Origin of the sequence: Streptomyces sp. NPDC051662, assembly GCF_040681655.1 — a bacterium.
Lineage (GTDB): Bacteria > Actinomycetota > Actinomycetes > Streptomycetales > Streptomycetaceae > Streptomyces.
On record NZ_JBFAZD010000014.1, the window covers coordinates 81,751 to 99,377 of the forward strand.

Here is a 17,627-nt window from a genome sequence, read left to right on the forward strand (position 1 = left end):
CTCCTACCGTCGTCAACAAGAGCCTGATACCCGACAAGGGGGCATGCCATGGAAGTCTCCTTTCTGGGTGGTCCGGAGCCGCAGCGTGGTGTTGGAGTCGTGGCTCCCTTCGATTTCGCACTCGACCGTGAACTGTGGCGGTGGGTGCCGGACGACATCTCGCTGCGGGTCACCCGCACGCCCTACGTGCCGGTCGAGGTCTCCCTCGACCTCGCCCGGCTGGTCAGCGAGCACGAGACCCTGGGCGAGGCGGTCAGGGCGCTCGGCGCCTCGGAGCCCGAGGTCATCGCCTACGCCTGCACCTCCGGCAGTTTTGTCGGCGGAGCGGCGGGCGAGCGCGCCATGTGCGAGGCGATGACCCGCGCCGGTGAGGTGCCCTCGCTCACCACCTCGGGCGCCCTGGTCGAGGCGCTGACGGAGCTGGGCGTCGGCCGTATCGCGCTGGTCACGCCCTATACGGAGTCGGTCACCCAGTCGCTGGAGGAGTATCTGGGTGAGGTCGGGGTAACTGTGACGGGTCGCGCTTTTCTGGGGCTGACCCGGCACATCTGGAAGGTGCCGTACCGCTCGGTCGTGGACATGGCGCGACAGGCCGTTGTCGGGGCGGCCGACGCGCTCTTCATCAGCTGTACGAATCTGCCGACCTACGACGCGATTCCGCAGCTGGAGGCCGAGCTGAGGATGCCCGTCCTGTCCGCCAACCAGGTGACGATGTGGGCGGCACTGCGCAGGCTCGGAGCACACGCCGTCGGTCCGTACCAGGCGCTGCTGCTCGATCGGCCCTCGACGCACGAGGTCCCGACGCTGCCGCCGGTGGAGCCCTTGCCACCGGTCGCGCCCGTGTCACCGGCAGCGCCGATCGGGCCGGTCGGCCCGGTCGGGGTCGCCCCGCAGGGGCAGACCGCCCCGTCGGCGGAGCCGCTGCCGGAAGATACGGAAGGATGGACATGACCACCGTCGGACTCCTCTACCCCGGGCATTCGGCCGAGGACGACTACCCCCGCATCGAGATGATGTTCGGCAGCGACATCAGACTGCCGGTCGTTCACACCGATATCGGCGAGGATGCCCACCGCGTCGACGCGCTGCTCCGGATGGGTGCGGACGCACGGCTCGCCGAGGGGGTGGAAGAGCTGCGCCTCGCCGGTGCCGAGTCCGTGGTCTGGGCCTGTACCAGCGGAAGCTTCATCTACGGGTGGGAGGGCGCCCATAAGCAGACCCGAGCCCTGGCCACCGCCGCCGGACTGCCGGCGTCGAGCACGTCGTTCGCCTTCGCCCACGCCGTACGCGCGCTGGGCGCCTCCCGGGTCGCCATCGCCGCCACCTATCCGGCGGATGTCACCGCGTATTTCGCCGCCTTCCTCAAGGCCGCCGCGATCGAGGTCGTCTCGGACCGGGCGAGCGGCATCATCACCGCGGCCGAGGTCGGCACCTGGGAGCGGGAGCAGGTCCTCGAACTGGCCCGCGCGGGCGATCACCCGGACGCGGAGGTCGTCCTGCTCCCGGACACGGCCCTGCACACGATCGCGTATCTGCCCGAGTTGGAGGAGATCCTCGGCAAGCCGGTCCTCACCGCGAACCAGGTGACGGTCTGGGAGGGACTGCGGCTCGCGCGGCGCAGGGCGTGGGGGCCCCGGCTGGGGAAGCTGTTCGAAGGCCGGGAGTACGAGGCCCCGCACAAATGAGAAACCCGGCCCGGGAATAAACGGAGAGACCCTCCTGTTGTCGTACCTCTGTACGTATTCGCTACGCAGGAGGGTCTGACCGGTGGACGACGCGAGCCGAGGCACGACGGACGGCATCAGGGGCACGGCACACGGCACCGCACCCGTACCCCTCTCGGTACTGGATCTGGTCACCGTGGGCAGAGGCTCCACGGCCACCCGGTCGCTCCGGACGAGCGTCGCGCTCGCGAAGCTCGCCGAGCGCAGGGGATACCACCGGCACTGGGTCGCCGAGCACCACTCCATGCCGGGCGTCGCCTCGTCCTCCCCGGCCGTGATCCTCGCGCATCTCGCCGCCCACACCGAGCGCATCCGGCTCGGCTCCGGCGGCGTGATGCTGCCCAACCACGCTCCGCTGGTGATTGCCGAGCAGTTCGGCACGGTGGAGGCGCTCGCCCCTGGCCGGGTCGATCTGGGCCTCGGCCGCGCGCCCGGCACCGATGGGGCGACGGCCGCCGCGCTGCGCCGCTCCGAGCGGCTGAACGAAGGCGCCGACGACTTCCCGCAGCAGCTCGCCGAGCTGACCCGGTTCCTGGACGACGACTTCCCGGACGGCCACCCGTACTCCCGTATCCACGCGGTGCCGGGCCGGGTCCAGGGCCCCGTGGGCCGGCCGCCGATCTGGCTGCTCGGCTCCTCCGGCTTCAGCGCCAGGCTGGCCGGGGTGCTGGGGCTGCCCTTCGCCTTCGCCCACCACTTCTCGGCGCAGAACACCGTCCCGGCGCTCGATCTGTACCGGGAGTCGTTCCGCCCCTCCGCCGTCCTCGACGCCCCCTACGCGCTGATCGGCGTCTCGGCCCTGGCCGCGGACGACGAGCGCGAGGCCCGCCGCCAGGTCATGACCGGCGCCCTCTCCATGGTCCAGCTGCGCACCGGCCGACCGGGGCTCGTGCCGACACCGGAAGAGGCCGAGGCGTACCGGTTCAGCGCGATGGAGCAGGAGTTCGTGGACAACTGGCTGGTCAATATCGTGCACGGCACCTCGGACGCGGTCCGCGACGGCCTCAACGACCTTCAGAAGCGCACGGGCGCCGATGAGTTGATGCTCACCACCCACGCGCACAGCGGCGAGGAGCGGCTGCGCAGCTATGAGCTGATCGCGGACGCCTACGGCCTGCCCGCCTGACGGCCGGGACCGGACTCCCTCCGCGGAATGGCCCCGGAGTCACGGGGACGGTCACCGGGGCACCGGGGACTGTCCCGGAGTCATGAGGACGGTCCCGGAGCCACCCCTACGACTCGTCCGCCCTCGGCGTCAGCACCCCGGCCGGGGTATGGAGCCACGCTGTCTGACGGCCGTCGGGCGTGACGGTCAGACCGAAGCGCTCCGGGCCCGGACTGCCGGCCCGGAGCCACCATCGGTATGTGGCCTCGACCTCGTCCCACAGCCGACGCGGGCCGTACTGCCAGACCGTGAGCCGCTTGTCCGTCCGGCCGTCCCAGTCGACGGCCGCCCAGGACGTGGTGTCGGTGGTGGCGAGCCAGAGCCGGGACGCCACGCCATGCACATCCGGGTTGTCGTGCCAGGCGCGCCAGATGTCCGGGAGCCGCAGGCCGATGGCGAAGCGCGCGGCCGGGTCGTCGCCCGCCACGGCCCAGGGGCACAGCTCCGTGGCGGACCGCTCGGGTATCTGGTCGTCCTCCACGACATCGCGGTAGATCCGCAGGTCCGTGCGCTGGTTGCGGATGAGCATGAACGCGGAGTGCGGGGAGAACCGGCCGGACGCGCTGCCGTCGTCCCCGACGGTGAGCCGCAGCAACCCGAAGCAGAACCAGGGCGATTCCCAGGGCGTCAGGATCACCCCGCCCGGCCGGGTCTGCGCCAGCCAGGCGCGCGGTACCCGCCGTACGGAGCAGGTGGCGACGACCCGGTCGTACGGGGCGCCGGGCGCGTACCCCGCCGAGCCGTCACCGGTGACGAGCCTGGGCTCCAGGCCGGCCTTGCGAAGGTGATGTGCGGCCCGCGCGCTGAGCAGGGGATCCAGCTCGACGGTGGTCACGCGCTCGCCGCCCAGCCGGTGCGCCAGCAGCCCGGCGTTCCAGCCGGTCCCGGTGCCGATCTCCAGCACGCGATGCCCGTCCTCCACCGCCAGCAGGCGCAGCATACGGAAGACGATCGACGGCGCCGACGCCGAGGACGAGGCCCGGCGCTCGCCGTCGCCCGGATCCCGGCCGTCATTGATCTGCGTCACCACCGGCCCGTTCGCGTACGCGGCGCGGAGCCAGTGGTCCGGCGCCGCGCCTCGGCTGCAGGCCGTCAGATCGTCGTCGACCCAGACCCTCTCCGGCAGGAACCGGTGGCGCGGAACCGCCCAGAAGGCACGCTCCCACTCCGGCGCGAGCGGCCCGGCCAGGGCACCGCGCAACCCGTCGAGCAGCCCCCGCATCGCGGCCCGCTCGGCGGCGCCTGTACGGGGCACGTCCGGCCCGGCAGCCGTCACCGCGCTACTTGCCGTGCTTCGGTCCGGGCCTGGGCTGAGCCGTGTCCGGCGACGGCTTCGCCGTACCGGGATCCTTGCCGCCCGCGTGCTTGCCCTCGCCCCCGCCGCCGGTCCTGCCCGTTACCCAGCCCATGTCTCGCGCCCCCGTGGTCTCCGCCGCTGTCGTGGTCTCACGCCCCGGCGGGACACCGGCGGGAAAGACACCGGGACGCCCTTCCACGATCACCCAGCGCCCGGATCACCGGCAAGGCCGCCCGAACGAATGGCGAGTCCCCGCCAGCCAAGGGCCCATCCGTTCGGATATGGCCCTCACGTACGGGAGTCGCATACCTCCCGTACGGGATCACGTACGGGAGTCACACAGGGGGCGTGAGCGGCCGTCACCTGCCGCGCGGGCTGACCGCGACCATCTCCGCGATCCGTTCCGGCGCCACCGGACGGGAGAAGAGCCAGCCCTGCCCCGTGTCACAGCCGATCCGCTGGAGCCGGGCCGCCTGGCCCGAGGTCTCCACGCACTCCGCGGTGACCGTCAGCCCCAGCCGGTGCGCGAGCTGGATCAGGGCCTCCACGATCGTCTCGTCGGCCGGGCTCGGATGGACGCCCTCGTCGTAGCGGAAACCGCGGACGAACGAGCCGTCCAGCTTGAGGACCGACACGGGCAGCCGGCTGAGATACGCGAGGTTCGAGTAGCCGGTGCCGAAGTCGTCGATGGCGATCCGTACGCCCATGTCGCTCAGCGCCTGGAGCGCCTGGAGGGGTCGGCCCGCCGAGCCCATCACGGCGGACTCCGTCAGCTCCAGTTGCAGCAGTTGCGGCGCGAGACCGGTCTCCGCGAGGATCTCCGCCACGTCCGCGACCAGGTCGGAGTCCCAGACCTGGCGTACGGCGACATTGACGCTGACGAAGAGCGGCCGGGTGTGCGGGTGGTCCAGCTGCCACCGTCTCGCCTGCCGGCACGCCGTACGCAGCACCCAGCGACCGAGCTGCACGATCGAGCCGTCCTCCTCGGCGATCCCGATGAACCGATTCGGCGCCAGAGTCCCGAACTGCGGGTGGTTCCAGCGCACCAGCGCCTCCACCCCGCGTACGACCCCGTCGGCCATCCCCACCAGCGGCTGGTACTGGAGCACGAACTCCTCGCGCTCCACGGCCGGCCGCAGCGTCGAGGTCAGCGCCTGTCGCGTCATCCGGTGGGCGTTGCGCTCCGGGTCGAAGAGGGTCCAGCGAGCCTTGCCGTCGGCCTTCGCCCAGTACAGCGTGGTGTCGGCGGCCTGCATCAGACCGGTCGGGGTGGTGCCGTCCGCGGCCCGCTCCACGACCCCGATCGACGCCGAGACCGAGAGCCGCTGCCCGGCCAGATCGAAGGGGCGCTGGAGCGCGGTGAGCACGGAGCGGGCCAGATCGGCGAGTTGTTCCGTACCGGTGGAGTCCTCGACGAGGATCGCGAACTCGTCCCCGCCGAGCCTGGCGACCAGATGGCCGCCGCTGCGGGTGTAGCCGTCCTGGTCGGCGCACTCGGTGAGCCGGGTCGCGACGGCGGCGAGCAGCCGGTCGCCGGTGCGGTGGCCGAGCGTGTCGTTGACGGCCTTGAAGCCGTCGAGGTCGAGGTAGCACAGCCCGATCCGCCCTGTTCTGCCATCGCCGTACGGCCGGCGGTCCGGATGGACCGGGGACACGCCGTACGCCACGCCGTCGTACGTCGAGGCCTCCAGCGCGGAGGAGAGCCGTTCGAAGAACAGGGTGCGGTTGGGCAGCCGGGTCACCGGATCGTGCATCTGGAGATGGCGCAGACGCGCCTGGAGCTCGCGCCGGTCGCTGATGTCCGCGATCGACAGCAGCGCACCGCGGCTCTCCGGTACGGGGACGACGGTGACCTCCGCCCAGAGGGTCCGCCCGTCGGGGTGCTTGAGCCGGCGGGTGCAGCGGAAGCGGGCGCGCCGGCGTTCGAGCACCGCGCTGTAGGCGTCCCAGGTGCGGCTGTCGGAGGCGAGGTCGACGAGATCGGCCGCGGACCGGCCGGTGAGCGCGGCGGGCTCGGTGTCGAGGAGTACGGCGAGCGCGTCGTTGGCGCTGATGACCGTGCCCTCGTGGTCGATCACGGCCATGGCGAGTTCGGCGGCCCGGAAGGCGCCGCGGAAATCCGGCGCGTCGCCTGCCGCGTGGGTGTCGCCCGCCGCGTGTGTATCGCCTGTCGTGTGTGTATCGCCCGCGGCGTGTGTATCGCCCGCGGCGTGCGCGCCGCCCGGTCTGTACGCGCCGCCCCGTGTGTGTGCGTCACGTCCGTCCGACGGCTCGGCGGCTGTTCTGCCGAAGGTATGACGCTCCGTGACGGGTGGCCGTACGATGCCGGCCGCCGCGACCGCCGCTGGACGCGGCCCTTCGGAGGTTCCGCTCACGGCTCGCTCCCGCGGTGCAGTCGTGTCGTACAGAGTGGTCGGGACGGGTCTGCCAGGGAAAGTGTGCCGATCATAGAGGCAGGCCGGGCGGCCATTCCAGCTCCGGGACGGCGAAGAGGCGGCGTAATCCCGCCGGCTTGCCGACGCGCGATCGTTTCTGCACGTCTGTGGCACCGGAAGAGCCCGCCGTGATCGCTTGTGACTTTCCGTGACGCGTCGGGGTGTCGGGTCGTCGACGCCCTGATCACAGGTCTCCTCACCCATCTGGTGCAGCGGAACAGGGCGGAGTCGTACAAAACGGCCCAAGGTGGGAGTGGTGTCCCCCAATCCGGAAACGGAGGTCGATGTGGAGCGTCCGCAGCCACCCGGGGGAGTGGAACGGCCCCGCCTGCGCAGGACCGCGGCCGCCGTAACCTCCCTCGTGGCGCTCGCCGCCACATCGCTGATCGCGGGGCCCGCGGGGGCCTCGGCCCCCGAAGGGCCCTGCGCTCTGCCGCGTACCGGCGCTCACCACTCGCTCGGCCTCGACACCTGGAACGCCGCCTATCCGCGCCCTGACCGCGTCCTCGACGCGGTCATGATCTTTCTCTCCTTTCCCGACTCGGCGCCGCTGGCCGACCCCGCCGACCTGGCGGCCGATCACTTCCCGGCCACCAGCCGCTTCTACGAGCAGGCCTCGTACGGGAAGTTCGCGCTGCGCGCCCACCCCCAGCTCCAGTGGTTCCGGATGCCGCACGCCTCGACCGACTACGGGATACGGCGTGACTGGGAGCCCGCCCGGCGCACGGCCTATCTGCGGGACGCGCTGGCCACGGCCGATCCGGCGGTCGACTTCTCGCGCTACGACGTCGTGTATCTGGTCGCCGATCCGGACGCGCCCGGTGTCGACTCCGATGCCACGAAAGTGGTCAACTTCGACCGGCCGATGCGGGCGGACGGCACGGACATCCGGCGTATCGTCACCGTCTTCGAGCGGCACCCGCCGGACCGCAATGTGCTGGCCCACGAGACCGGACATGTCTTCGATCTGGCGGACCTGTACCACCGGCCCACGGACGGCAAGGGCGACTGGGACACCTATGTCGGCGACTGGGATGTGATGGGGAGCCAGTTCGGGATGGCGCCCGATCTCTTCGGCTGGCACAAGTGGAAGCTCGGCTGGCTCGACCAGCGGCAGGTGCGGTGCGTGCCGCCGACGGGCACGAGCCTGCTCACCCTGGAGCCGATCGCCGCGGCGCCCACCCCCGGCGGGAGCGTCGGGACCCGGCTCGCGGTCGTCAGGACCGGCCGGAACACCGCGCTGGCCATCGAGGCGCGCGCCGCGACCGGCAATGATCTGCACACCTGCACCGAGGGGGTGCTGATCTACCGGGTACGCGGCGAGACGGCGTCGGGCGGCGGCCCGGTCGAGGTGGTGGACACCCATCCGGACGGCGAGGCCTGCTGGGACCGGTCGGTGTATCCGCCGCTGGCCGACGCGCCGCTGGGGGTCGGCGAGACCTTCACGGTGGAGGGGGAGCGCACGCGGGTACAGGTGGCGGACCGTACGCCCACGGGGGCCTGGACCGTCAAGATCACCCCGGAGGTCAAGTCCTAGAGCTGAGGAAAACGAAGGAGCCCCTCGCTCGCGCGAGGGGCTCCTTCATGTCTGTGCGCCGCCAGGGACTCGAACCCCGGACCCGCTGATTAAGAGTCAGCTGCTCTAACCAACTGAGCTAGCGGCGCCTGCTGACGTCGTAGACCTTAGCACCCGGATCGACGCGAAGAAAAATCGATATACCCGGACCCGTCCAGGAGGCGTTTCCTGTGGTCAGGAGCGCGTCCGTGGCAGCCGGGCGACCGCTTCGGCCGATGGTTCCGGCGCCGTCCTGGGGCGCGGTACGGAACCGGCCCCGGACGCCGCCTGGTCGCGGGCCGCCCGTACGCAGGCCCAGAGCAGCACATCGGGCCCCGGCAGCCAGGGGTGGCGGGTGTCGGGCGCGACCAGCCAGCGCGGCCCCGACGCGGATCCCGGCGTCAGCGGCGGTACGGTCACCGCGTCACCGGTGCCGTGGCAGAGCAGGGGAGGCGGCGCCGCCTCCCGCCCGTCGGGCCCCGAGCCGCCCCACTCCTCCCAGGAGAGCAGGGACGGCAGCCGCTGGGCGGTGCCCGGCGCGGCGAACAGGAGCGTACGGCCGCGATACGCGGCGACCGGCCCCGAGCCGGGACCGTCCGACCAGAGCCGGTCCAGCATGCGCCGGCCGAAGATCGCGGGGGCGTTCACCACATCGAAGGCGGAGCCGCAGGGCAGCACCGCGGGAGCGGTCGGACGGGCAGTCCAGTGGGAGAGCGTCGAGCGGGAGTACGGTCCGGCGGAGGCGAGCCACTCCGCGCCGGCGGGGGTGACCCGCGCGGTGTGATGGCGGCCCTCGTCATGGAGAAGGCCGAAGATGTCGGTGCGGCGTTCGTCGTCGCTCATGCCGGGGCTCAGCGGGGATTCATCTCGTAGCCATACGCTCATGGCAGTCAGATCTACCGGGAGTAATGAACCCGTTCCCGAGAGTTCGCGAAAGACGGGACAGGGTGGCGGGGGGAGGCGTAACCTGCGCTCCGCATATGCCAAACGGGTTACTCACCTGCCCCATCCGGCTCGCGGACGCCACCCCTCCCGTCGACGCCACCCGCCCCGCGAGCTGCCGCCCCGCGAGCTGCCGCCCCGCGAGCTGCCGATCCGCCGGCGCCGCCCGCCCCGCGCGGTGCTCACTGGCTCGCTATGCCCTCGCCGCTCAGCAGGTCCCGGCCGAACTCGACCATCTTCTTCGCGTAGTCCTCGGTCCACTGCCCGCGCAGCGCGATGTCCGCCGTCGTCAGCCGGTCGAACCGGCGGGGATCCGCGAGCTGCGCGGCGGCGATCGCCTGGAACTCGACGGCCCGGTCGGTCGCCGCCCGGAACGCGAGAGTCAGCTCCGTGGCTCTGGCCAGCAGATCGGCGGGGTCGTCGATGGATTCGAGATCGAAGAAGTGCTCGGGGTCGGCGACCGCCTCCGAGGGCTCGAAGAGCAGCGGTGCCGGCCGCAGCCGCCGCTCGCTCCGCTCGGGATCCGGCATCGGTTCTCCTCCTGCTCGTGCGTTGTCCGGCCTCTCGGCCACCGTCCATTGTCCCGCCCGGCGCAAGGGGGCCTCGTATGGTGCCCGGTTTCAGGGCCGTGGCCGGCCGCGACCGGGTGCCACGGCCAACGTGCCGTGCCCGGGCAGCGCCCGCCCATGCCCCTTCCGGGCGCTGCTCCGAACCGGGACCGTTCGGCTTCCCAAGGTCATGCCGGCCGAGGAACTCCTTGCGTACGTCGTCCCACAGCATGTGGGGCCCGTACCGCTCCACCTGGTGGGTGGAGTCGGTTCAAGGACGCCAGCTCACCCGGTGCTCCGAGAGCCGGGCCAGGACCGAGTGGTTCGCCTCCCAGCCGTCCGGGAACTTCACCGTCACTCCCAGCTGGACCGGTTCCGTCGACGGATGTTCGTCCAGCAGGTCCGCCACGCCCGCGCGGCACACCACGACACACGCGTGCCGGTGCCGGGAGGCCAGGACGCACAGGCGGCCCGTCTCCAGGTGGAACGCGGTGGCGTCCGGTCGGCCGGAGAGCGGGTGGAGCACCACCGTGACATCGAACTCACGGCCCTGGAGCCGGTTCGCGGTGTCCACGGCCACGCCGCTCACCCCCAGCTCCGCGAGGGCCGCGCGGACCGCCGCCGCCTGGTCGCGGTGGGCGGTGCCGACCGCGATCCGGTCAGCCGTGACCGGCACCGGCTCGGGGGAGCGCTCGCTGGTGGCCGCGCCGCCGCGGTCCAGCACCCTGCGCACGACCAGCGCCACGGCCCGTACGGCCTCCGGGTCCGTACGGGGCGTACGCCGGGCGGGCAGCTCCAGCAGGCCCCAGCCGGACTCGGCCGCCTCGTCGAGCACCCGGTCGGGGCCCGAGCCGTCGGACGGCACCCCGAACGCGAGCCCCCGGTCGCCGTGGCCCGTACCGCTGCGGAACGGGGTGTACGGATAGAACGCGTCCGACACGAGCGGCGCCGCGGACGCGGGGAGCCGCCATGACACGGGCAGCCGGTGCTGGGGCAGCTCGGGGTTGTGCGCGAGGAGCGTGGAGACCGCGCTCGCGGACGGGTCGTACGACAGCCCCGCCCACTGGTCGGCGCCCACCACGCTGAACGGATCCAGCTGGCCGGGGTCGCCGACGAACAGGGCGCGTTCGAAGAGCCCGGCGACGGCGAGGAGCGCGTCCGAACGCATCTGGTACGCCTCGTCCACGATGGCGTGCCGCCAGGGCTCGACGCCCTGCACATGCGCCCACTTCGCCGCCGTCGAGATCACGACATCGAGCCCCGCCAGCTCCGCGGCCTTCGCGGACTTGCGGACATTCGGCAACGCGTCCAGGGCCTTGTCGTACGGGTCGGGGTCATTGCTGTGCAGCCGGCCGACCGGCAGCTCGGGATCCTTCTCGGCGAGCCGTGCGACCAGGTCGTCCACCTGCGCGTTGGTCTGCGCGACCACCATCAACGGCCGCCCGGCGGCGGCTAGTTCCCGAGCCGCCCTGACCACGAGCGTCGACTTGCCCGCGCCGGGCGGCGAGTCGACCACCACACCGCGGTGGCTGCCGTGCAGCGTGTCCCGCAGGATCGCGTCCGTGGCACGCGTGGCGGCGGCGCCCGGGTCGAAGGCCACATGCTCGGGACGGTGGCGACCGTCGGGACGACAGGGATCGGAAGTGGCGGGACCCGACGCCGCGGTGTCCGTCACAGGAAGTCCTCCTCGGTGATCGGGTCCGGAGCCTCGGGCAGGGTCCGGGCCGGGGTCGCGTCCTCCGCTCCCGGGGGCCCGCCGTGGGTCCACGGGGTCTCCTCCGGGTCCGGCAGTTTCGGGCCACCGCGCGGGTCGTGCTCGAAGAGCGTCCAGGCGATCCGGTCGCCCTTCTCCGGCACGGAACCGGGAACGGGCTCCTTGCCGCGGCCCATCCGGTCGGTCAGCCGCAGCACCAGCACACCGCCGCCGCTGTCGGTCCCGGCCGCGCCGTCGGCGTCGTCGGCGTCGTCGGTGGACGACCGTACGAACTCCGCCGACTGCGGTCTGCCGTCCAGCGAGCGGAACACCTTCGTACCCGCCTCCAGCTGCGGCCGGTCGTCGGTGCGGACGGTGACCAGCGGGCGCGGGCTCGGCCGCTTGCTCTCGCTGTACGCCATCACCACCTCCGTCACCTCGCTCAGGAACGCCTCGCCCGACAGCCTGCGCCCCGCGAGCACCAGCGGATCGTCCAGCGCCTCCTGGGCCTCCAGCCGCGTCTGCGCCGTCTCGTGCGAGGCCAGCTTCTGCGCCGCCGTCACCGCGTCGTCCCGCCGGGGCTGCGGCGGCTCCCCGGCGCGCACCCGGTCGCGATGGCCGGTGAACGACCAGCGGTCGCGAGTCCAGCGATCGGTGACACGCTCCCCCTCCGGCAGCGCGCGCAGCAGATCGAGACCGCGCCACACCGCGTCCCAGGTCGGCCGCATGACACCCGCGAGCAGCTCGCGGATCTCCCGCTCCGCCGCGGTCAGCCGGGCCAACTGCTCCTCCGCGCCCGGCCCGTCCTCCGCCGCGGCGAGCGCCTGGCGTGCCCGGTCGTACCCCTCGATCGCGGGCGCCAGCAGTCTGTTGTCGAACGCCGGGTCGGTGGCGGGCCCCGCCGGGGGACAGCGCAGCTGCCCGCCGCGGTCCCGGTCGAGCTCGGCCCGGAGCGCCGCCTCGGCGCCCGAGAGGCCCTCGGGCGGATCGATCCAGGAGAGCAGCGCGCCGAGATGCTGGTCCTCCAGGCTGGACTGCCCGGTCGCCCAGTGACGGTTCAGCAGATCGGTCGCCGCGAGCAGCAGCGAGGACCCCGGCACCCGGGCGCGCTCGCCGTAGTGCGTCAGCCAGCGACCGAGCAACGGCACGCGCGGCGGCGCGGGATACGGCGTGTCCGGATCGTCCTCGGCCGTACGCCGGAACCGCATCGACCGCCCCAGCAGCCGTACGAAATCGATGCCGGGCCGGCTCGGCACGATCAACTGCGGCGCGTCCACGCACAGCTCGGCCTCGACCTTGACCCGCTTCCCGGTCTCCGGGTCCGTCTCATTGCGCTCGGCGGGCTCGATCACCTCGGCGTACGCGTCCAGATACGGCAGCACGGCCTCGGCCAGCTCGCCGAGGAACGCGAACCGGAGATCGCGGTCGCGTGGCTGCGCGACGGTCAGCAGCCGGGGCGCGTCCCGGTCCGTCCCGACCAGCGCGCCGAGCGGCGCACCGGCCTCGCCCGCCGTGGTGAGCGGTACGAGCACCAGCGGCTCGTCCGAGATCCTGCGGTGCCGGACGGTGGCCAGCGGCCGGGCCCGTCCGCTCTCCACGGCCTCCAGCCGCGCGAGCGTACTGATCAGCGACATGAGACCGCCTCGCTCGGGGCCACCATGACCGACCCGGCTCCCTCGGCCGCGCCCTCGGCGTCCTCATGGGAGGCACCGGATGCCGCCGCCAGCGCCTCCGTCCGCAGCGCCGCCGCTCTGCGCAGCGCGATGACCGCCGGGTCCGCCGGGTCGCCCGCCCCGCCGTGCGCCGCCGCCAGCACCGCGCCGACCGTGGTCAGACCGCCCAGCTCGCCCCGTACGCCACGGCCCAGCGCCTCCACCGCGTCCTGCGCGCGGGCCCGGTGGCGGCAGTGGAAGGCCAGTTCGCACGCGGACAGGCACTCGGGCGCGTAGGCCGCCGAGACCGATTCGACCGCGGCCGTCAGCTCCTCGCCCGAGCAGTGGTCCGGATCGAAGGTGGTGCCCTCGGGCAGCCCGGCCGCGATGTCCTCGATCCGGGTCAGCCTGGCCAGTTGACGGCGCGTCACCGACAGCTGCTTGCGTACGTCCACGACCGACGCGGACGGCAGGTTGGAGAAGTCCTTGGGACAGACCAGCAGCACGCGGTCCGCCACCTCCGCGCCCGCCGTATGGAGGGCGACCCGCTCCAGCGCGAGCACGTACACCGCGGCCTGCCGCGCCGCCGCGCCCACCTTCGCCGCGTCCGCCGAACCGTCGATCATCGGGAAGGACTTGATCTCCACGACCGTCCACCGGCCGTCCGGACGCACCACCACCGCGTCCGGCTCCAGATACGCGGGGGAGCCCGCCACCTCAAGGGCCAGCAGCGGATGGTCGAGCAGTGCCCATGCCCGCGCCTCCGTGGCCTCACGCAGGGCCAGCGCCGTACGGGCCGTACGGCCTTCGGGCCCGGCCGCGGACAGATCGGGGACGAGGACGTCATCCGGGGAGGGCGGGGGAGACTGTCCGCCGAGCCGTTCGGACAGCAGCCGCATCAGCTCCGTACCGCCGTCGGCCTTGACCTTGGCCTCGAAGGCGTTGCCGCGCATGAACGCGAACTGCGACTGGCCGAACGGGGCGGGCGAGCCGAGCGCCGTCGCGAGCGCCGCCTTGTCGACCCCGGCGCCGTCCAGCAGGGCACGCCGTCGACAGCCGGGGTTGGCGGCGAGGGCGGCCAGCGCGCGGGCGTCGAGCGGATGCGGCGCGACGGCGGGGCCGCGCAGCTCAGCGAGCCGTCGCCGGAGTGTCGTCCGCGGAGGTGGTGCCGGGGGTGGTGCCGGAGGTGCTGGTGCGGGTCCGCTGCCCAGGGAATCGCTCACCCGCGGAAGTCTCGCATCCGCCGCTGACAATCGTGCCTTTACGGGGTGGAGTACGCGACGGCGCCTGGGCTGGAGGGACTGAGGGGGTCGGGGAGACTGAGGAGGAGCAGGCGGGTGACAGGGCCGCCGCCTGCGGCGATCGCCCGAGGCGTGCCCTCGCCGCGCCCCGTACGCGCTCGGCCGCACGCAGCGCAGGCCGGGTCAGCAGCGCCCCGGCGCCCATCACCGCCGCGCCCGCGAGGGCGTCCAGGAAGTAGTGGTTCGCGGTCCCCATCACCACCACGGTGATGAGCAGCGGATAGCCGACGCCCACCCACCTCACCAGCGGGTTACGGCTGTGCCGCCACAGCAGCACCCCGCACCACAGGGCCCAGCCGACATGGAGGCTGGGCATCGCCGCGTACTGGTTGGTCATCCCGCCGAGGCCGCGTGGCGCGCTCGCCTCGTCGCCCCACCAGCCGTACGAGCTGTACCGCGCCATGGTGTCGACGAAGCCGTACCCGGCCTCCAGCAGCCGGGGCGGGCAGGTGGGCAGCAGGGTGAAGCCGACCAGGCCGAGGACGGTGGAGAGCATCAGCCAGGTACGGGCGGCCCGGTAGCGGGCGGGGCGACGGCGGAAGAGCCAGACGAGGACGGCCGGGGTGACGAGGTAGTGCAGCGAGGCATAGACGAAGTCGGCGGGTATGCCGAGGGCCGGGGTGCTGGTGAAGAGCCGGTTGAGCGGGTGCTCGGCGTTGAGGAGGAGCGCTTTCTCCACTCGGAGGATGGCGAGTCCGTGGTCGACGGCGGTCGACTCGTCGCCCCGCGCGAGCAGCCGGCCCAGGGAGTACGCCGTGTAGACCAGAACGAGCAGCGTCAGCTCGGTCCACCAGCGGGGCCGGGCCCGGGGGCGCTGCGGCGGCACGCTGGCGCTGTACGGCATCCGGACGATCTCCATCATATTTTCATGCGATTGTCGGCCGTCGTTCACCGTACGGTGTAAGCGATTGAGTCCCTCGACCGGGTGTATCTCCGGAATAATGTTCGACAACATCACTCCCTGACGGAGGGAGGGACGCGGGGATCTTCCGGGAGGTTGCCCCTGGAGGTCGCCCTCCGTTCAGGTGCGCGATGATGGAACAGCACCAGTTGTGAACCTCAGGGAGCACCTTCATGGCACCGCGCATCCTGCTCGCCAGGCACGGCCAGACAGCCTGGTCGCTGTCCGGCCAACACACGGGCAGGACGGACATCCCGCTGCTCGACGAGGGCCGGCGCGGCGCCAAGCTGCTGGGTGAGCGGCTCCACCAGGCGCCCTGGTCGGGGCTGCCCGGCGTGGAGATACGCACCAGCCCGCTGGTGCGCGCCGCCGAGACCTGCGCGCTGGCCGGCTTCGGTGACCGGGCCGAGGAGTGGGACGCGCTGATGGAGTTCGACTACGGCGCGTACGAGGGCATGACCCCGGCGCAGATCAAGGCGGACCGCCCCGACTGGTTCATCTGGCGCGACGGTGTTCCGGACGGCGAGACCCTGGAGCAGGTATCGGCCCGCGCCGACGAGGTCGTCTCCTGGGCGCGCGAGGCGGACCGTGACGTCCTGGTCTTCGCCCACGGGCATATCCTCCGCGCGATCGGCGCGCGCTGGCTGGGCGAGGACATCTCGTTCGCGGCGCGCATCCGGCTCGACCCGACGTCGGTGTCGGTGCTGAGCTGGGCGTACGACCTGCCGGCGATCCAGATCTGGAACGACACGGCGCATCTCACGCCCTGATTCCTCAGGCCCTGACCCCTCACGCCCTGACCCCTCAGGCCCGGCTGCTCGCCCCTTCTCAGGCCCGGCTGCTCGTCGAGGCGTGGCGGTCCAGGAAGGCACCCACCTCCGGCAGCCGCCGCTGCGGCAGCAGTACCCGCGCCGTGGCCGCGAGCCGCGTATGGATACGGGACGACTGGACGACGTCCAGCAGATCGAGCACCTGCTGGCCGGCCGCCGCCGCCTCGTCCGGCGCGCCGGCCCGGGCCAGGTCCGTGGCCAGCTCCACCCGGTAGAGCGCGAGATTCCGGGCGAAGTGCGGATTCTGGAGCGCTGTCGCGCGATGGGCGTGCCGGGCCGCGCGCGACCAGTCGCCCAGCGCCGCGTGACACAGCGCCACCTGTGACTCCAGCTCGGGCTCGCCGAAGAAGGACATCCACTCGGGGTCGGCGTCCGAGGGGCCGCGGTCGAAGAGGCGATGGGCCCGGGCGACCGCCTGCTCGCAGTCCGTACGGTCGCCGAGCTTGGCCCAGCCGGCCGCCTCGCGCAGCGCGAGCAGCGACAGCAGCCGTGGCGAGGCGAGATGCCTGGCGGCGCGCCGGCCGGCCTGCGCGGTCCGTACCGCTTCCCGGTACCGGCCCGAATCCTTCGCCAGGAACGAGGTGTTGGCGAAGGCGTGCGCCTCCACCTCCGGATCGTTCGCCATCCGCGCGGTCGCCAGCGCCTCCGCGTAGTGCGAGCGCGCGTCGTCGAAGCGTCCGGAGTCGTGGGCGAGCCAGCCCACCGAGATCGACAGCTCGCCGGCGCCCGCGTAGAGCCGGTCGGCGGTGGACTGGCGGGCGGGCGTCCCAGTGTCGAGCAGCGCGTACGCGGCGCGCAGCGGCTGGGCGGCCTGCCGGTAGATCCCGTCGGCGCCGTGCCGGTCGTCCAGCAGCCGGATCCGCCGCACGGCCGCCTCGACGGCCATCACCTCGGAGTCGCCGACCAGTCGCGGTGTCCGCCGCGGCGTGGGTACGGCCGCGACGGCCGTACCGCCGAGACCGAGGGAGGCGGCCACCACCGTGACGGGGCCGCTCGTCATGAACGCGCGGCGCAGCACTTCGCTCTCCTCGCCGGTATCGCTGGAATCGCTTGGATGGACGGTGTCGCTCCGGCTGTTGGGGGCGTCCCCCCTGTCCGTGATGGTGGTCACCGTGGCCCGCGCCGCTCTGCCGCGTACGTGCTCACGCGGAGAGAAGCCGAGGTCCTCCAGGGCCAGCCCGGGGAACATATGCAGGAAGACCCGTTCATACGCGTAGTTGGGGCAGCGGATCTCGCCCGCCTCCACCCGTCCGATATAACGTGCGTCACAGGCGACTTGTTCACCGATCTCCCGCGCGGCCCTGCGCACGGCGGCCGCGAACTCCCCCGGCGAGCGGCGCGCGCGCAGCCGGCGGAAGGCGAGGTTGGGAACTGCCCGAGACGACGCCATGGCCGAGCCCTCTCCTGGTACAGCCGTTGGTGCCCGCGGGTCACCCGGAGCGTGCGGTGTGGTGTGGCGCGGTGCCCAACTCCGGTTGTTCCGACGGGCAGAACGTACCGGCTGTGACGATGGTGACACATAGAGTTTGCCTACAAACCGGATTTCTCGCCCATGATCTGCCATGAACTGCCATCTTTTTCGAC

Annotated in this window: 15 protein-coding genes and 1 tRNA gene; 5 read left to right on the top strand and 11 right to left on the bottom strand. The window is 72.5% G+C overall.

Going from position 1 to position 17,627, the window contains the following annotated elements; genetic code table 11:
- The first annotated feature begins 48 nt into the window (after window positions 1–48).
- The 3 genes from AB0M67_RS23655 (at window position 49) to AB0M67_RS23665 (ending at window position 2,850) form a co-directional block, all read left to right on the top strand.
- Window positions 49–951, top strand: coding sequence for a decarboxylase (locus AB0M67_RS23655; protein ID WP_365748391.1), 903 nt, complete (start codon window positions 49–51; stop codon window positions 949–951).
- A complete protein-coding gene (locus tag AB0M67_RS23660; RefSeq protein WP_365748393.1) occupies window positions 948–1,685 on the top strand; it encodes a decarboxylase in 738 nt (245 codons plus the stop codon). Before AB0M67_RS23655 ends, AB0M67_RS23660 begins: the two co-directional genes overlap by 4 nt.
- Window positions 1,686–1,767: 82 nt before the next feature.
- The gene (locus AB0M67_RS23665; RefSeq protein ID WP_365748395.1) at window positions 1,768–2,850 is read left to right on the top strand and encodes an LLM class flavin-dependent oxidoreductase; all 1,083 of its coding nucleotides are present in this window, start codon (window positions 1,768–1,770) and stop codon (window positions 2,848–2,850) included.
- Window positions 2,851–2,956: 106 nt separating this feature from the next.
- Here AB0M67_RS23665 and AB0M67_RS23670 read toward each other — a convergent pair whose 3' ends face one another.
- From AB0M67_RS23670 to AB0M67_RS23680, 3 genes are all read right to left on the bottom strand, one after another.
- Window positions 2,957–4,165: a methyltransferase domain-containing protein gene (locus tag AB0M67_RS23670; RefSeq protein ID WP_365748396.1), complete on the bottom strand. Its 1,209-nt coding sequence runs from the start codon at window positions 4,163–4,165 to the stop codon at window positions 2,957–2,959.
- 4 nt (window positions 4,166–4,169) lie between these two features.
- Entirely contained in the window at window positions 4,170–4,298 is a 129-nt protein-coding gene (locus AB0M67_RS23675; RefSeq protein ID WP_365748398.1) for a hypothetical protein, read from the bottom strand.
- A 247-nt stretch (window positions 4,299–4,545) separates the two neighbouring features.
- Window positions 4,546–6,561, bottom strand: a complete 2,016-nt coding sequence (locus AB0M67_RS23680; RefSeq protein WP_365748400.1) for an EAL domain-containing protein — start codon at window positions 6,559–6,561, stop codon at window positions 4,546–4,548.
- A 346-nt stretch (window positions 6,562–6,907) separates the two neighbouring features.
- Here AB0M67_RS23680 and AB0M67_RS23685 point away from each other — a divergent pair, with 346 nt between their 5' ends.
- Complete coding sequence (locus AB0M67_RS23685; protein ID WP_365748562.1) at window positions 6,908–8,158, top strand: M6 family metalloprotease domain-containing protein; 1,251 nt, start codon at window positions 6,908–6,910, stop codon at window positions 8,156–8,158.
- Window positions 8,159–8,212: 54 nt separating this feature from the next.
- Here the strand turns inward: AB0M67_RS23685 and AB0M67_RS23690 are convergent.
- The 7 genes from AB0M67_RS23690 to AB0M67_RS23720 all read right to left on the bottom strand — a co-directional run bounded on the left by AB0M67_RS23690 (window position 8,213) and on the right by AB0M67_RS23720 (window position 15,156).
- Window positions 8,213–8,286: transfer RNA gene (locus AB0M67_RS23690), tRNA-Lys, on the bottom strand.
- Window positions 8,287–8,371: 85 nt separating this feature from the next.
- Window positions 8,372–9,061 carry a hypothetical protein gene (locus AB0M67_RS23695; RefSeq protein WP_365748402.1) on the bottom strand — a complete coding sequence of 230 codons (690 nt, stop codon included), beginning with the start codon at window positions 9,059–9,061 and terminating at the stop codon, window positions 8,372–8,374.
- 239 nt (window positions 9,062–9,300) lie between these two features.
- Complete coding sequence (locus AB0M67_RS23700) at window positions 9,301–9,648, bottom strand: hypothetical protein (protein WP_365748404.1); 348 nt, start codon at window positions 9,646–9,648, stop codon at window positions 9,301–9,303.
- Window positions 9,649–9,937: 289 nt separating this feature from the next.
- Complete coding sequence (locus AB0M67_RS23705) at window positions 9,938–11,266, bottom strand: AAA domain-containing protein (protein ID WP_365748564.1); 1,329 nt, start codon at window positions 11,264–11,266, stop codon at window positions 9,938–9,940.
- Between the two features lie 71 nt (window positions 11,267–11,337).
- Window positions 11,338–12,993: a hypothetical protein gene (locus tag AB0M67_RS23710; RefSeq protein ID WP_365748406.1), complete on the bottom strand. Its 1,656-nt coding sequence runs from the start codon at window positions 12,991–12,993 to the stop codon at window positions 11,338–11,340.
- Entirely contained in the window at window positions 12,984–14,234 is a 1,251-nt protein-coding gene (locus AB0M67_RS23715) for a hypothetical protein (RefSeq protein ID WP_365748407.1), read from the bottom strand. Before AB0M67_RS23715 ends, AB0M67_RS23710 begins: the two co-directional genes overlap by 10 nt.
- Window positions 14,140–15,156: a phosphatase PAP2 family protein gene (locus AB0M67_RS23720; protein WP_365748566.1), complete on the bottom strand. Its 1,017-nt coding sequence runs from the start codon at window positions 15,154–15,156 to the stop codon at window positions 14,140–14,142. Before AB0M67_RS23720 ends, AB0M67_RS23715 begins: the two co-directional genes overlap by 95 nt.
- Before the next feature lie 230 nt (window positions 15,157–15,386).
- Here AB0M67_RS23720 and AB0M67_RS23725 point away from each other — a divergent pair, with 230 nt between their 5' ends.
- Complete coding sequence (locus AB0M67_RS23725) at window positions 15,387–15,983, top strand: histidine phosphatase family protein (protein ID WP_365748408.1); 597 nt, start codon at window positions 15,387–15,389, stop codon at window positions 15,981–15,983.
- Window positions 15,984–16,041: 58 nt separating this feature from the next.
- Here AB0M67_RS23725 and AB0M67_RS23730 read toward each other — a convergent pair whose 3' ends face one another.
- Window positions 16,042–17,433 carry a tetratricopeptide repeat protein gene (locus AB0M67_RS23730; protein WP_365748410.1) on the bottom strand — a complete coding sequence of 464 codons (1,392 nt, stop codon included), beginning with the start codon at window positions 17,431–17,433 and terminating at the stop codon, window positions 16,042–16,044.
- Between the last annotated feature and the right edge of the window lie 194 nt (window positions 17,434–17,627).

Excerpts from the sequence above, each read along its gene's own strand:
- AB0M67_RS23655 (WP_365748391.1), top strand. The coding sequence starts at position 49 with ATGGAAGTCTCCTTTCTGGGTGGTCCGGAGCCGCAGCGTGGTGTTGGA.
- AB0M67_RS23720 (WP_365748566.1), bottom strand. The coding sequence starts at position 15,156 with ATGCCGTACAGCGCCAGCGTGCCGCCGCAGCGCCCCCGGGCCCGGCCC.
- AB0M67_RS23675 (WP_365748398.1), bottom strand. The coding sequence starts at position 4,298 with ATGGGCTGGGTAACGGGCAGGACCGGCGGCGGGGGCGAGGGCAAGCAC.
- AB0M67_RS23695 (WP_365748402.1), bottom strand. The coding sequence starts at position 9,061 with ATGAGCGTATGGCTACGAGATGAATCCCCGCTGAGCCCCGGCATGAGC.
- AB0M67_RS23710 (WP_365748406.1), bottom strand. The coding sequence starts at position 12,993 with ATGTCGCTGATCAGTACGCTCGCGCGGCTGGAGGCCGTGGAGAGCGGA.
- AB0M67_RS23660 (WP_365748393.1), top strand. The coding sequence starts at position 948 with ATGACCACCGTCGGACTCCTCTACCCCGGGCATTCGGCCGAGGACGAC.
- AB0M67_RS23700 (WP_365748404.1), bottom strand. The coding sequence starts at position 9,648 with ATGCCGGATCCCGAGCGGAGCGAGCGGCGGCTGCGGCCGGCACCGCTG.
- AB0M67_RS23725 (WP_365748408.1), top strand. The coding sequence starts at position 15,387 with ATGGCACCGCGCATCCTGCTCGCCAGGCACGGCCAGACAGCCTGGTCG.
- AB0M67_RS23730 (WP_365748410.1), bottom strand. The coding sequence starts at position 17,433 with ATGGCGTCGTCTCGGGCAGTTCCCAACCTCGCCTTCCGCCGGCTGCGC.